Raw genomic sequence first — 12,988 nt, forward strand, 5'->3', positions numbered from 1 at the left:
TCGGGCAAGCCCGCCCCCCACAGGTGACCGCATTATCCCGAGAGCACCCGGTTACCTGTGGGAGCGCGGCTTGCCCGCGAAGACGGCCTCACAGCCACCACATCCCTCACATTTGCCACCCAAACTCAAAGCCCATAGCTGTTAAACTCCCGCGCCCCAATTCCCTCCAGCAAGGCGCCCAGCATGTCTTCCTTGAATCAGGCGCTGTGCGCCGCCCTCGATCGTCGCCAGGACCTGCTCGCCGAGCTGCACCAGCAAGGCACCGATTGCTATCGCCTGTTCCATGGCAGCCAGGAAGGTGCCGGCGGTTTGACCGTCGACCGCTACGGCCCACAACTGTTGGTGCAAAGTTTTCATCAGGCGCTGGAGCGTGACGCCCTGCTGCAACTGCACGAGACCGTCAATCGACAGCTGGGGCTCGATACCCTGCTGGTGTACAACGACCGTTCTCGCGGCAATTCGCGCATCGACCGCGAAGACACCGTCTACCGCGCCGACGAAGCCGCCCTGCAAGATTTGATCGGCCACGAATGGGGTCTGAATTATCGGGTTCGCGGGCGCCACGCCGGTCAGGACCCATTGCTGTTTCTCGACCTGCGCAACGCCCGCGGCTGGGTCAAGGCGCACAGCAAAAACAAAAGTGTGCTGAACCTGTTTGCCTACACCTGTGGCGTCGGCCTCAGTGCCGCGGCCGGAGGTGCCAGCGAGGTGTGCAACCTGGACTTTGCCGAAGGCAACCTGGCGGTCGGCCGCGAGAACGGTCTTCTCAACCCGCAATTGCCGACCATGGAATTTATCCAGTCCGATTACTTTCCGGCGATTCGTCAATTGGCCGGCCTGCCGATCAGCCAGCGCCGCGGCCAGAAACTGCCGAGCTATCTACGTCTGGAGCCACGTCAGTACGATCTGGTACTGCTCGATCCTCCGGCCTGGGCCAAGAGTGCTTTCGGCACGGTCGACCTGTTGCGCGACTACCAGAGCCTGCTCAAACCGGCGCTGCTGACCACCGCCGACAACGGCGTGCTGATCTGCTGTAACAACCTGGCGAAGGTCAGCATGGACGATTGGCGTGAACAGGTTTTGCGCTGCGCAGAGAAGGTCGGGCGACCGGTGCGTGAGTGGACAGCGCTGACACCGGGCAGCGATTTCCCGTCGATGGACCAGCAGCCACCACTGAAAACGCTGATCCTGCAGCTCTGAAATTTCACGCCGATAATCAGATAAATCCTATAAAGCGTGGTTGCTTCGGAACCGCAAACGCATGCCATACTCCAAGGCACTCCGATTCCGACAGATGAAGCCGCACATGCCCAAAGGATTGATTCGCGCTATCGGCGCCTTGTTGACTGCCCTGGCTCTTTACAGCCTGCTGGGGTTTCTGATTTTGCCGGGTATCGCGTTGCGGGTTGCCAACCAACAATTGGCCAACTACGCCACGACGCCCGCCAGGATTTCGCGGATCGAACTCAATCCATTCAGCCTTGAAGTCACCCTTTGGGGTTTGCTCATCGGCGAGCCGGGCAAGGAGCAAGTGGGCTTCGAGCGCCTGTACGCCAACCTGCAGATCGACAGCCTGTGGACCAAGGCGTTGCATCTGTCCGATATCGAACTGGACAAATCCAAGACCGAAATCCTCTTCGGCAAGGATGGCAAGCTCAACCTGCTCGGGCTGTTCAAAATCCCCGCCAGCGAACCGACCCCGGTCGACCCGAACGCCAAACCCTTCCCGCTGCGCGTGGAGCGGATCAAACTGGCCGGCGGCTATGTGCACTTCGAGGACGCCCGGCCCAGCGAGCCGATCGAATTCATCTACGACAAACTCGATTTCGAGCTGAAGAACCTCAGCACCCTGCCCGACGACAACGCCGACATGACCCTGGTCGCGGTCGGCCCGGCCGGCGGGCAGATCGACTGGACCGGCAATTTCAGCCTGAGCCCGATCGCCTCTGAAGGTAAGCTGAAAATCACCGACGGCAAGATGAAATCCTTCTGGCCCTACGTGCGCGATGCGGTGCCACTGGTCCTGGAAAACGGCGTCCTGAACCTGAGCACCGACTACAAACTCAATCTGAACAAAGGCACCGAACTGCTGCTGGACAACGTCGCCGTCAGCGTTGCGCCTTTCGCCATCAAGGCGCCGGACGGCCGACCGCTGGCGAAGCTCGAACGGCTGGACATCAGCGACACCACTGTGGATCTGGCCAAGCAGCAAGTGGTGGTCGGCAAGATCCGCAGCCAGAAACTGGAAACCTGGGCCGCCCTCGAAGCCGATGGGCAACTCGACTGGCAAAAACTGTTCGCCAGCCAACCGTCCAAACAGGCTGCCAAAGCCAACGCCGAGCCTGCCAGCACACCGGCGGCAGCCGACTCACCGAAGCAACCGCCGACACCGAGCAAGCCTTGGCAGGTGCTGCTCAAAGACGTGCAATTGCGCAATTATCAAGTGCACCTGGCTGACCGTAAGGCGCAACCCGCCGTGGCGCTGGAGCTGGGCCCGCTGAACCTGGACCTGCAAAATTTCGATAGCCTCAATGGCTCCCCTTTCAACCTCAAGCTCGACACGGGCGTGGGCAAGCAAGGCAAGATCATGGCGGACGGCACGGTCAATCTGGCCCCGATCAGCGCCAAACTGAACGTGCAGACCAAGGACATCGACCTGCGCGTCGCTCAGTCCTACATCAATCCATTCATTCGCCTCGAACTGCGCAGCGGCATGCTGGGCAGTGATCTGGCGGTCGACCTGAAAAGCACCGAGCCACTGGCGTTCAGCGTCACTGGCCGTGCTGAGGTCAATCAGTTGCATACCCTCGACACCCTGAAAACCCGCGACTTCCTCAAGTGGCAGCAATTGGTGCTCGAAGGCCTGAACTATCAGCACGGCGACAGCCTGTCGATCGACAAGGTCAATCTGTTCCAGCCCTATGCGCGCTTCATGATCAACGATGATCGCACCACCAACATCGATGACCTGCTGATCCCGCAACCGGCCGACTCCGGGGCCGCAACGAGCAAAACCGCCGCGGCCAAACCGGCAGCCGGCAAAGAAAAACCGCTGGGCATTCACATCGGCAGCATCGCCATCAATGACGGCTCGGCGAATTTCGCCGACTTCAGCCTGACGCCGAACTTCGCCACGGCCGTTCAACAGCTGAACGGGAAGATCGGCACCATCGACAGCCGGCAGGCAAAACCGGCCAGCGTCGACGTCAAAGGCAAGGTCGACCGCTATGCGCCAGTGACCATCAAGGGCTCGCTCAACCCATTCGACCCGATGGCCAGCCTGGACGTCTTCACCAGTTTCAAACGGGTGGAACTGACGACCCTGACCCCCTATTCCGGCAAGTTCGCCGGTTACCGCATCCGCAAGGGCCGGCTCAATCTCGACCTGCATTACAAGATCACCAACGGCCAGCTCCAGGCCGAAAACAAAGTGGTGGTCGAGCAGCTGCAACTGGGTGAAAAAGTCGACAGTCCGGACGCCGTAAGCCTGCCGTTGAAGCTGGCGATTGCCTTGCTCAAGGATGTCGATGGCAAAATTTCCATCGAGCTGCCGGTGAGCGGCGACCTGAATAACCCGCAGTTCAGCATCATGCCGATCATCTGGCAGACCCTGCGCAATCTGATCGTGAAAGCGGCTGCCGCACCCTTCAAGATGATTGGCGGGCTGGTCAGCGGCGGTGGTTCCGAGGACTTGGGTACCGTGGCGTTCGCACCGGGCTCAAGCGACTTGAGCAAGGACGCCGAGGCAACGCTGATCAAACTGTCCCAGGCGCTCAAGGAACGTCCGGCCCTGCGTCTGGAAATCGAAGGCACTGCCGCCAAGAGCAGCGATGGTCCACTGATTGCCGAGCAGCGCCTGGAACGGGAATACCAGTACAACTACTACAAAATGCTTCAGCGCCGCGGTGACAAAGTACCGGCCCAGGCCTCCCTGCTGGAGGTGCCGGACAGTGAGAAAGGCCCGCTGCTTGAAGGGATCTACCGCACACGTCTCAAGATCCAGCCCCCCGCCGAATGGAAGGATCTGGGCAAAGAGGAACGCAACAAGAAAATGCGTGAAAGCGTGATCGACTTCTGGAGCTCCAGCGAGGTGCTGTTGCGGCAACTGGGGCAAGAACGGGCCAGCAGCATCAAGGACTACCTGGTGGACAAAGGTCAGTTGGCCGATGATCGCGTGTACTTCATCGACACCAGCCTCGGTGAGGCGCAAAGCGATGGCCGCGTAGTGACGGCCATGCATCTGGATGCCGAATGATGGGCGCGCGCTGGCTTTTGAACCTCGCCCTGCTGCTGGCTGCTGGTCAGGCAGCGGCGGCTGACACTCTGCGCTGCGGCAGTCAACTGATCAGCGTCGGGGACCGGTCCAGCGAAGTGCTACAAAAATGCGGAGAGCCCGTTGCCCGTGACCTGCTGGGCTACAAGCGCAGCGCCAATCGACGGGAAGAGTTTCAGGTCGAAGAATGGACCTACGGCCCCAACAGCGGGATGTACCAGTACCTGCGCTTTGAAGGAAACCGGTTGGTTCAAATCACCAGCAAACGCGGTAATTGAACCCGACACCCACAGGTGACTTGCTGCGCTTTAAATAGAACAGGCCCCGACACGAATGCCGGGGCCTGTAATGGCCACGTCCTTGTGGCCTTCGCATGAACTCTCAAGTAGCGGCAGACGTATGACTCAGCCCGTCTACCGCACCTTCTCCCGGTCCAGGCGAGAAGCCTTGTTTTACTCGGTTTTCAGGCCGTCAGCGGACACCGCTTTGACGCCTTTGATTTTCTTGGCGATAGCCACGGCGGTTGTTTTCTGAGCTTCTGTCAGAACTGTCATGGAAGACAGGGAAACAACACCTTTGTTGGTTTCGACTTTGATATCAGTGCCTGGAATGCCTTTTTCGGTCACCAGGTCTGCTTTGACTTTGGTTGTGATCCAGGTATCGGAAGTAGCTTCCTTGGCTTTGGTCACTTCACCAGCAGCCAGCACCATAGGAGCCTGGGTGGTTTGAGTGGTCTGTGCAAATGCTGCGTTGGCCATGGTCAGGGTCAGCGCGGTTGCAGTAGCGGCAGCGATGGCGAACTTCTTCATACGAGTAACTCCTGTTCTTCTGGAAAGTCTGCTGCGTGTCATCTTGTCAGCAGGGTTACCAGAGACAGTGCGAACGCTATGCCAACTGTTCGTTAAAAAATAAATACATATAAATCAATAACTTAATAACAATGACAATTTTCGAAATCATGCAAAATGCACGAGTACAAAGTTATCGACATGCAACTTGCGGGTTTTAGCGCAGGCCTAAAGCCATGAATTGTCGGAGTTTTCCTGATTATCCGACGCCCTCCAAAATGCCCCCTAAAAAAATGCCCCGCTTCGTGAGAGGCGGGGCATCGGTTATGCCTGGCAAAGTGACTCAGGTGCCGGTGCAGCCTTTAGGCGCGTACTCTTGTAGCGCCGTGGTGGCGCAGGTCCAGCCACTGGCGAGGGTACGCGTAAGCGTAACGGTTTTGCCGAGCACCGGCCCCGGTGCGTTGAGAATCGTGCAACCAATACTGCCCGCACCGGTAGAAGCGGTACCCGTCGCTGTAATCGTGCAATTACCCGTGGGGCTCGTCGCGCCGATCCCGGCGGGGGCGGCAATATCGGTGCCTTGATTAATAACGTCTTCGAAAGGCACCTTCAGTGCCGAGATTTCTGCAACCGCAGCGGTAACCTTCGCTCGCGCCTGGTACTTCGAGTACTGTGGCAACGCAAACGTCGCCAGAATCCCGATGATCGCCACCACGATCAGCAGTTCGATCAGGGTAAAACCATTTTGATTTTTCATAGACAGGCTCCATGCATGAGTCGAAATCTCATGATCTGAACAGGGTACAGCACAGGTCATGCCAAGTCGTGCACGCCCCTGCGGACGAGGTTCGGGATCACGACAAAGAGCTTTCCTGCTCCCAGTATCCGCACTATCTGACACTTTTTGTCACCTCACCCCGGCTGGTTTGGTTCCACCGCTTGACTAGGCTATAAGTCATTAACCGTCTGCGTCCGGAATCCCAATGAATGACATTGCCCTTAGCGGTCTGGCCAAGCAATTGGTGCTCGCCGAACTGATCACCGATCAAAGTGCGCAACAGGCGTATCAGCAAGCCCAACGCAATCGAGTCTCACTGGTCAGCTATCTGGTGCAGAACAAACTGCTGAAAAGCTGGCAGGTCGCCGAGGTGGCCTCGGAGCATTTCGGCATGGCCCTGCTGGACCTCAGTTGCCTGGACAAAGACACCCAGCCCCGCGGACTGGTCAGCGAGAAGCTGGTTCGCCAGCACCACGCCCTGCCCCTGTGGCGGCGAGGCAACAAGCTGTTCGTGGGAATTTCCGACCCGACCAATCATCAGGCCATCAATGACATCCAGTTCAGCACCGGGTTGAGCACCGAAGCCATCCTGGTGGAAGAAGACAAACTCGGCGACGCGATCGAAAAATTCTTCGACAGTCATACCACTGGTCTGGAGGAGATGGCCGATGTCGACCTCGACGGGCTGGACATCGAATCGGTCGATGACCAGAAACAAGATTCCATCCCCGGGCAGGATACCGATGACGCGCCCGTGGTGCGCTTCGTCCACAAAATGTTGCTCGATGCGATCAAAAGCGGTTCTTCCGACCTGCACTTCGAGCCCTACGAAAAAACCTACCGCGTGCGGGTGCGCACCGACGGCATGTTGCGGGAGGTCGCCAAGCCACCGACACAACTAGCCAACCGCATTGCTTCCCGGTTGAAAGTCATGGCCAGCCTCGACATCTCCGAGCGGCGCAAACCCCAGGACGGGCGGATCAAGATGCGCCTGTCCAAAAGCAAGTCCATCGACTTCCGGGTCAACACCCTGCCGACCCTGTGGGGCGAGAAGGTGGTGATCCGGATCCTCGACCCGTCCAGTGCGCAAATGGGCATCGACGCCCTCGGCTACGAGCCCGAGCAGAAAGACCTGTACATGGCCGCGCTCAAGCAGCCACAGGGGATGATCCTGGTGACCGGCCCCACCGGCTCGGGCAAGACCGTGTCGCTGTATACCGGGCTGAACATCCTCAACACCGTCGACATCAATATCTCTACCGCCGAGGATCCGGTAGAAATCAACATCGAAGGCATCAACCAGGTCAACGTCAACCCCAGGCAAGGAATGGATTTCGCCCAGGCGTTGCGCTCGTTTCTGCGCCAGGACCCGGACGTGATCATGGTCGGTGAAATCCGTGACCTCGAAACTGCCGAAATCGCCATCAAGGCCGCCCAGACCGGGCATATGGTGCTTTCCACCCTGCACACCAACAGCGCCGCGCAAACCCTGACCCGCCTGCACAACATGGGGATTCAGGGGTTCAACATCGCGACCTCGATCAGCCTGATCATCGCCCAGCGCCTGGCACGCAAACTGTGCAGCCATTGCAAGAAGCCCATCGAGATTCCCCGCGAGACGCTGCTCAAGGAAGGCTTCCCCGAGGAACGCATCGGCTCGTTCACGATCTATGAACCGGTCGGTTGCGATCAGTGCAACAACGGTTACAAAGGGCGAGTCGGGATTTATGAAGTGGTGAAGAACACCCCGGACCTGCAACGGCTGATCATGGCCGAAGGCAATTCACTGGAAATCGACCTCCAGATGCGTAAGGACGGCTTCAACGACCTGCGCACGTCGGGGCTGCTCAAGGCCATGCAAGGCATCACCAGCCTTGAAGAAATCAATCGGGTCACGAAGGACTGAATATGGCGGTCAAAGCAGCGAAAATCAGCGTGTATGCCTGGGAAGGCACGGATCGCAAAGGCGCGAAGATGACCGGCGAGTTGACCGGGCAAAATCCCGCGCTGATCAAGGCTCAATTGCGCAAGCAGGGGATCAACCCGGGCAAGGTGCGGAAAAAGTCCGCGTCCATTTTCAGTTTCGGCAAACGCATCAAGGCCCTGGACATTGCCCTGTTCACCCGGCAGATGGCGACCATGATGAAAGCTGGCGTACCGCTGCTGCAATCGTTCGAAATCATCGGCGAAGGCTTCGATAACCCGAACATGCGCAAGCTGGTGGACGAGGTGAAACAGGAAGTTGCGGCCGGCAACAGCTTCGCCGCGGCCCTGCGCAAAAAGCCCGAGTATTTCGATGAGCTGTACTGCAATCTGGTGGACGCCGGCGAGCAGGCCGGTGCCCTGGACACCTTGCTGGAACGGGTGGCGACCTACAAGGAAAAGAGCGAAAGCCTCAAGGCCAAGATCAAGAAAGCCATGACCTACCCGCTGGCCGTGGTGTTCGTCGCGATCATCGTGACCGGGATTCTGCTGGTCAAGGTTGTACCGCAGTTCCAGTCGGTATTCTCGGGGTTCGGTGCCGAGCTGCCGGCGTTCACCGTGATGGTCATCGGCTTGTCGGAATTCATGCAGGATTGGTGGTGGATGATGCTTGGCGTACTGGGAGCGCTGATCTTCGGCCTGCGCCACGCCTTCAAGAACTCTCCAGGTTTTCGCGACCGGACGGACGCCTGGCTGCTGAAGCTGCCGTTGGTTGGCGCGCTCATGTACAAGTCCGCCGTGGCCCGTTACGCCCGCACCCTGTCGACGACGTTTGCCGCCGGGGTGCCACTGGTCGAAGCCCTGGAGTCAGTGGCAGGCGCGACCGGCAATATCGTGTTCAAGCGAGCGGTGCTGCGCATCAAGCAGGACGTTTCCACCGGCATGCAGCTTAACTTTTCCATGCGCACCTCCGGCATTTTTCCGACCATGGCGATCCAGATGACCGCCATTGGCGAAGAGTCCGGCGCCCTGGACGACATGCTCGACAAGGTCGCGGGTTTCTACGAGGCCGAGGTGGACAACATGGTCGATAACCTGACCAGTCTGATGGAGCCGTTCATCATGGTGGTGCTGGGGGTCATCGTCGGCGGCCTGGTGGTTGCAATGTACCTGCCCATCTTCCAACTCGGCTCAGCGATCTGATATGTCCTTGAACGAATTCCTGAGCCTCAACCCGCTGGCCTTCGTGATCGCCGCAGGGCTGATCGGCCTGCTGATCGGCAGTTTTCTCAATGTGGTGGTCTGGCGCCTGCCGAAGATGCTTGAGCGTGAATGGCGCCTGCAGGCCCATGACGTGCTGGACTTGCCAGCCGAAGCCCCCGGCCCGACCTACAACCTGATACTGCCCCACTCCGAGTGTCCTCACTGCGGCCATCAGATTCGGGTCTGGGAAAACATACCGATACTCAGTTATCTGTTTTTACGCGGGCGCTGCTCACACTGCGCGGCGCCGATCAGTAAACGTTACCCGCTGACCGAACTGGCTTGCAGCCTGCTGTCGGCGTTCGTCGCCTGGCATTTCGGTTTCGGCTGGCAGGCCTGCATGGTGCTGGTTCTGAGTTGGGGCCTGCTGGCGATGAGCCTGATCGATGCCGAGCATCAACTGTTGCCGGACGTACTGGTGATGCCGTTGATGTGGCTGGGGTTGATCCTCAACAGCTTCGGGCTCTTCGTATCACTGCATGATGCGTTCTGGGGCGCAGTGGCCGGCTACATGGCGCTGTGGACGGTGTTCTGGCTGTTCAAGCTGGTCACCGGCAAGGACGGCATCGGTTACGGTGACTTCAAGCTCCTGGCGATGCTCGGAGCCTGGGGCGGCTGGCAGATCCTGCCCATGACCATTCTGCTGTCATCGCTGGTAGGGGCCATTCTCGGGGTGATTTTGCTGCGCCTGCGGGATGCGAAAACCTCGACGCCGCTACCCTTTGGACCCTATCTGGCCATTGCCGGCTGGATTGCCTTGCTCTGGGGTGGTCAAATAACCGGCTTCTATTGGCAGTTTGTCGGTTTGAAATGAATACCCCTGTGGAAAAACCCTGGATTCTCGGCCTGACCGGCGGCATCGGCAGCGGCAAAAGTGCGGCCGCGCAGCACTTCATCGACCTCGGCGTGCACGTGGTGGACGCCGATCATGCGGCTCGCTGGGTGGTGGAACCCGGTCGCCCGGCACTGGCAAAAATCGCCGAGCACTTTGGCCCCGGCGTGTTGCAATCCGATGGCCAGCTGGATCGTGCGGCCCTGCGCAAGCTGATCTTCGAGGTGCCGGAAGAACGTCGCTGGCTCGAAGCGCTGCTGCATCCGTTGATCGCCGAGGAAATCGCCCATCATCTGGCCAAGGCACAATCACCTTACGCGATTCTGGTTTCGCCGCTGCTGATCGAATCCGGGCAGTACGCCATGACCCAACGGGTCCTGGTGATCGATGCCCCGGAACAGTTACAGATCGAACGCACCCTGCAGCGTGACCAGACCAGCGAGCAGCAAGTCCAGGCGATCCTCAAGGCTCAGTCCAGCCGACAGGACCGCTTGAGCCATGCCGACGATGTGGTGGTCAACGACCGCGACCTCGCCTGGCTGCACAGCGAGGTCGAACGCCTGCATCACTTTTACCTTACTTTGCGTGGAGGCCACTCATGAGCCAAACCCCGACCGTCGATTGCCCAACCTGTGGCGCCCCTGTCGAATGGAGCCCCGAGAACAAGTTCCGGCCGTTCTGTTCGGACCGTTGCAAACTGATCGACCTGGGCGCGTGGGCGTCGGAAGAACACAAGATCCCGGTGAGCCCGGATGCCGAAGACGAGCTGTTCAGCGAAGACTTCGACCCGCGTCACTAATCCCGGCCATCAGGGCCGCATAAAGCCATAGTCCTGTCCCTCGTCGAGGTTCTCGGCGAGAAACCGCAACTCATCGGCCAGGTCTTCGATATCGCGTACCGCCTTGCTCTGCTGCACCACCGCACTGAGCAAGGCGCGCAGGCTCAATCCCGGATCGAAGCCCACCTCTTGCGCCACATCCAGACTCTGACGCAACTCCTGCCTGGCCCACTCGTAGACACTCATTTCGATGCTCCTGAAAGTTTTCCGAAGCATGGATTCGTCAACGTTTTTTGGATTTGATGTGGATCAAGATTTGGGATCGTCATCTTTCCAGGGCGCCGATAGATAGCGCGTGCGATTGAACGTCTCCAGCCATTCGGGACAGAACACCACCAGTGCGCTGACCACCATGCCGTTGATGAACGCCTCCGGAAAAATCAGCAACCACAGGTAACCGACAAAATCTTCCAGCCAGTACGGCATGGCGAATCGCTCGTCGTACCACAGTAACGTGAGCGCCAGGATCAGGCACAACAAAGCCGACAATGCCGCAGCCAAAAAACCGGAACAAAAGATGTACACGAAGGGATTACGCGGCTGTGCACGCTCCACCAGGATCGCGCAGCACTCGGTGACCAGCACCGGCAGCAGAATCAGCAACACGCCATTGACCCCGACAGCGGCCAGGTCCTGACGCCCGAGCAACACCAACCCCGCTTGCGCGACCAGCCCACCGATAATTGCCAATGGCCAATCCAGCAATAACGTCACGGCCGTCATGCCAATGAAGTGATAGGACACGCCGGTATCGAAGTCCCGCCGCACCAGCCACAGCATGAACAGCGCGAACACTGTGCCTAATAACAGATGCTGACGGCGGCTGTCGCTGAATAACTCGACCCATGGCGCTCGCGTAACTGCCCAGATCAGCACCGGAACATAGATCAGCCACCCCACCGTGAGGGTTTCGGATGACAGTAACTCGGCACCGATCATGGCTGGGCACACTCCCTTGTCTGGCCAGAAGAGAACAGGCCCTCAGTCTACACCGCCCTTTGACTTTGCTCCGGAGGGGCGTGGGGGGCATATCCGTTGCTGCGGTAATGGCGATGGCGGCCACCGCACCGGGCGTTGGGCGGGGAAAGAGAGTCTTGAACCAGAGCAACCTGTGACGAGGAGCACGTCTATGCTGGACTTACCCAGCTCATGCCTTTGCTCCTACCTACAGGAGGAAAAACAATGGTTCCCACACCTATTTCCGAAAAGGCTTTTTCCCGCAGTCTGCTCGATGTACTGATTCGTGCCGGGTTGATTGCCGTTCTGGTGGTTTTCTGCTTCCAGATATTCAGTCCATTCCTCGATCTGATGCTGTGGTCGATAATCCTGGCAATCACCCTCTACCCATCGCACGTCAGGTTCAAAGGCCTGCTGGGAAACAAGGATGGGCTCAGCGCGACGCTGATCGTGCTGATCGCCATCAGTATCCTCATGGTGCCTGCCTATTTGTTGGGAACCTCGATTGCAGATTCCGTGGAGAGGGCGATGAGCATGGTCAAAAGTGACAGTTTCCATATCCCCCCGCCGTCCGATGCGGTAGCCGGCTGGCCACTCGTGGGGAAACCTCTTCATAGCTTATGGACACAAGCCGTCACCGACCTGCCCGACCTGTTACAGAAGTTCATACCGCAAATCAAAGGTGTCAGCCTCTCCCTGCTGAGCAAGCTGGCGGGTGCCGGCATGGGGCTCCTTTTATTTATCTTCGCCCTGATTATTGCCGGTATTTTTTTAGCCTATGGTGAAAGTGGCCACCGCAGCGCAGTGCAAATCGCTTCGCGCTTCTGCGGTCCGGTCAAGGGACCGAAAATCACCGAGCTGTGCACCGCGACCATCCGGGCAGTGGCGTTGGGCGTGGTCGGCATCGCCTTCATTCAGATGCTGTTGGTCGGCATCGGCTTTGTGTCCATGGGCATCCCCGGCGCAGGTCTTCTCGCCTTGGCGGTGCTGCTTATTGGCATCATGCAATTACCGGCCACCCTGATTACCCTTCCGGTCATCGTCTACGTCTTCGCGAACGAAGGTGCCAGTACGGCGACCATTGTGTTTGCCATCTATGTCTTCGTTGCGGGCCTGGTCGATAACGTCCTCAAGCCGTTGCTGCTCGGTCGAGGTGTCGATGTGCCGATGCCTGTGGTGCTGATCGGTGCCTTGGGCGGCATGGTCACGAGCGGTATCCTCGGCCTGTTTATCGGCCCCGTGATACTGGCGGTCGGCTATCGGCTGTTCTGGCAATGGGTGGACGATCAAGCGCAAGAACCCGGGCCAGACCACCAGGGACAGACCTGATACGGCG

At 58.8% G+C, this 12,988-nt stretch carries 13 protein-coding genes; 9 read left to right on the forward strand and 4 right to left on the reverse strand.

Annotation, left to right across the window (positions count from 1 at the left end; translation table 11 throughout):
* Positions 1-183 precede the first annotated feature (183 nt).
* The 3 genes from PSH64_RS25720 to PSH64_RS25730 all read left to right on the forward strand — a co-directional run bounded on the left by PSH64_RS25720 (position 184) and on the right by PSH64_RS25730 (position 4,551).
* Positions 184-1,200: a class I SAM-dependent rRNA methyltransferase gene (locus tag PSH64_RS25720; protein ID WP_305479118.1), complete on the forward strand. Its 1,017-nt coding sequence runs from the start codon at positions 184-186 to the stop codon at positions 1,198-1,200.
* Positions 1,201-1,261: 61 nt separating this feature from the next.
* Positions 1,262-4,255, forward strand: a complete 2,994-nt coding sequence (locus PSH64_RS25725; protein WP_305479119.1) for a DUF748 domain-containing protein — start codon at positions 1,262-1,264, stop codon at positions 4,253-4,255.
* Positions 4,255-4,551 carry a DUF2845 domain-containing protein gene (locus PSH64_RS25730; protein WP_305481211.1) on the forward strand — a complete coding sequence of 99 codons (297 nt, stop codon included), beginning with the start codon at positions 4,255-4,257 and terminating at the stop codon, positions 4,549-4,551. Before PSH64_RS25725 ends, PSH64_RS25730 begins: the two co-directional genes overlap by 1 nt.
* Positions 4,552-4,725: 174 nt before the next feature.
* Here PSH64_RS25730 and PSH64_RS25735 read toward each other — a convergent pair whose 3' ends face one another.
* Positions 4,726-5,082 carry a BON domain-containing protein gene (locus tag PSH64_RS25735; RefSeq protein WP_305479120.1) on the reverse strand — a complete coding sequence of 119 codons (357 nt, stop codon included), beginning with the start codon at positions 5,080-5,082 and terminating at the stop codon, positions 4,726-4,728.
* 322 nt (positions 5,083-5,404) lie between these two features.
* On the reverse strand, positions 5,405-5,818 hold the full coding sequence (locus PSH64_RS25740) for a pilin (protein ID WP_305479121.1): 414 nt from the start codon (positions 5,816-5,818) through the stop codon (positions 5,405-5,407).
* Between the two features lie 226 nt (positions 5,819-6,044).
* On the opposite strand from PSH64_RS25740, the gene pilB reads away from it, so the two are divergent.
* Genes pilB through yacG form a run of 5 tightly spaced genes read left to right on the forward strand, consistent with a single transcriptional unit; the run spans position 6,045 to position 10,656 of the window.
* Positions 6,045-7,745: a type IV-A pilus assembly ATPase PilB gene (gene pilB / locus PSH64_RS25745; RefSeq protein WP_305479122.1), complete on the forward strand. Its 1,701-nt coding sequence runs from the start codon at positions 6,045-6,047 to the stop codon at positions 7,743-7,745.
* A gap of 2 nt (positions 7,746-7,747) precedes the next feature.
* Positions 7,748-8,965: a type II secretion system F family protein gene (locus PSH64_RS25750; RefSeq protein WP_105343830.1), complete on the forward strand. Its 1,218-nt coding sequence runs from the start codon at positions 7,748-7,750 to the stop codon at positions 8,963-8,965.
* Between the two features lies 1 nt (position 8,966).
* The gene (locus PSH64_RS25755) at positions 8,967-9,839 is read left to right on the forward strand and encodes an A24 family peptidase (RefSeq protein ID WP_105343828.1); all 873 of its coding nucleotides are present in this window, start codon (positions 8,967-8,969) and stop codon (positions 9,837-9,839) included.
* Positions 9,836-10,459 carry a dephospho-CoA kinase gene (gene coaE / locus PSH64_RS25760; RefSeq protein ID WP_305479123.1) on the forward strand — a complete coding sequence of 208 codons (624 nt, stop codon included), beginning with the start codon at positions 9,836-9,838 and terminating at the stop codon, positions 10,457-10,459. Before PSH64_RS25755 ends, coaE begins: the two co-directional genes overlap by 4 nt.
* A complete protein-coding gene (gene yacG / locus PSH64_RS25765; protein WP_030130376.1) occupies positions 10,456-10,656 on the forward strand; it encodes a DNA gyrase inhibitor YacG in 201 nt (66 codons plus the stop codon). The genes coaE and yacG overlap by 4 nt, the downstream gene beginning before the upstream one ends.
* 9 nt (positions 10,657-10,665) lie before the next feature.
* On the opposite strand, the gene PSH64_RS25770 is transcribed toward yacG, so the two are convergent.
* On the reverse strand, positions 10,666-10,881 hold the full coding sequence (locus PSH64_RS25770; RefSeq protein WP_105343824.1) for a hypothetical protein: 216 nt from the start codon (positions 10,879-10,881) through the stop codon (positions 10,666-10,668).
* 63 nt (positions 10,882-10,944) lie between these two features.
* Positions 10,945-11,634 (reverse strand): energy-coupling factor ABC transporter permease, encoded by a 690-nt coding sequence (locus PSH64_RS25775; RefSeq protein ID WP_105343821.1) that lies wholly within the window; start codon positions 11,632-11,634, stop codon positions 10,945-10,947.
* Positions 11,635-11,877: 243 nt separating this feature from the next.
* Between PSH64_RS25775 and PSH64_RS25780 the strand changes: the two genes are divergently transcribed.
* The gene (locus tag PSH64_RS25780; protein WP_105343819.1) at positions 11,878-12,981 is read left to right on the forward strand and encodes an AI-2E family transporter; all 1,104 of its coding nucleotides are present in this window, start codon (positions 11,878-11,880) and stop codon (positions 12,979-12,981) included.
* Positions 12,982-12,988: the final 7 nt, after the last annotated feature.

The sequence above is a fragment of the Pseudomonas sp. FP1742 genome, assembly GCF_030687145.1.
Lineage (GTDB): Bacteria > Pseudomonadota > Gammaproteobacteria > Pseudomonadales > Pseudomonadaceae > Aquipseudomonas > Aquipseudomonas frederiksbergensis_D.

Coding starts and splice junctions, on each gene's coding strand:
- PSH64_RS25770 (WP_105343824.1), bottom strand. CDS start 10,881: ATGAGTGTCTACGAGTGGGCCAGGCAGGAGTTGCGTCAGAGTCTGGAT.
- PSH64_RS25720 (WP_305479118.1), top strand. CDS start 184: ATGTCTTCCTTGAATCAGGCGCTGTGCGCCGCCCTCGATCGTCGCCAG.
- PSH64_RS25750 (WP_105343830.1), top strand. CDS start 7,748: ATGGCGGTCAAAGCAGCGAAAATCAGCGTGTATGCCTGGGAAGGCACG.
- coaE (WP_305479123.1), top strand. CDS start 9,836: ATGAATACCCCTGTGGAAAAACCCTGGATTCTCGGCCTGACCGGCGGC.
- PSH64_RS25725 (WP_305479119.1), top strand. CDS start 1,262: ATGCCATACTCCAAGGCACTCCGATTCCGACAGATGAAGCCGCACATG.
- pilB (WP_305479122.1), top strand. CDS start 6,045: ATGAATGACATTGCCCTTAGCGGTCTGGCCAAGCAATTGGTGCTCGCC.
- PSH64_RS25730 (WP_305481211.1), top strand. CDS start 4,255: ATGGGCGCGCGCTGGCTTTTGAACCTCGCCCTGCTGCTGGCTGCTGGT.
- PSH64_RS25755 (WP_105343828.1), top strand. CDS start 8,967: ATGTCCTTGAACGAATTCCTGAGCCTCAACCCGCTGGCCTTCGTGATC.
- PSH64_RS25735 (WP_305479120.1), bottom strand. CDS start 5,082: ATGAAGAAGTTCGCCATCGCTGCCGCTACTGCAACCGCGCTGACCCTG.
- yacG (WP_030130376.1), top strand. CDS start 10,456: ATGAGCCAAACCCCGACCGTCGATTGCCCAACCTGTGGCGCCCCTGTC.
- PSH64_RS25740 (WP_305479121.1), bottom strand. CDS start 5,818: ATGAAAAATCAAAATGGTTTTACCCTGATCGAACTGCTGATCGTGGTG.
- PSH64_RS25780 (WP_105343819.1), top strand. CDS start 11,878: ATGGTTCCCACACCTATTTCCGAAAAGGCTTTTTCCCGCAGTCTGCTC.
- PSH64_RS25775 (WP_105343821.1), bottom strand. CDS start 11,634: ATGATCGGTGCCGAGTTACTGTCATCCGAAACCCTCACGGTGGGGTGG.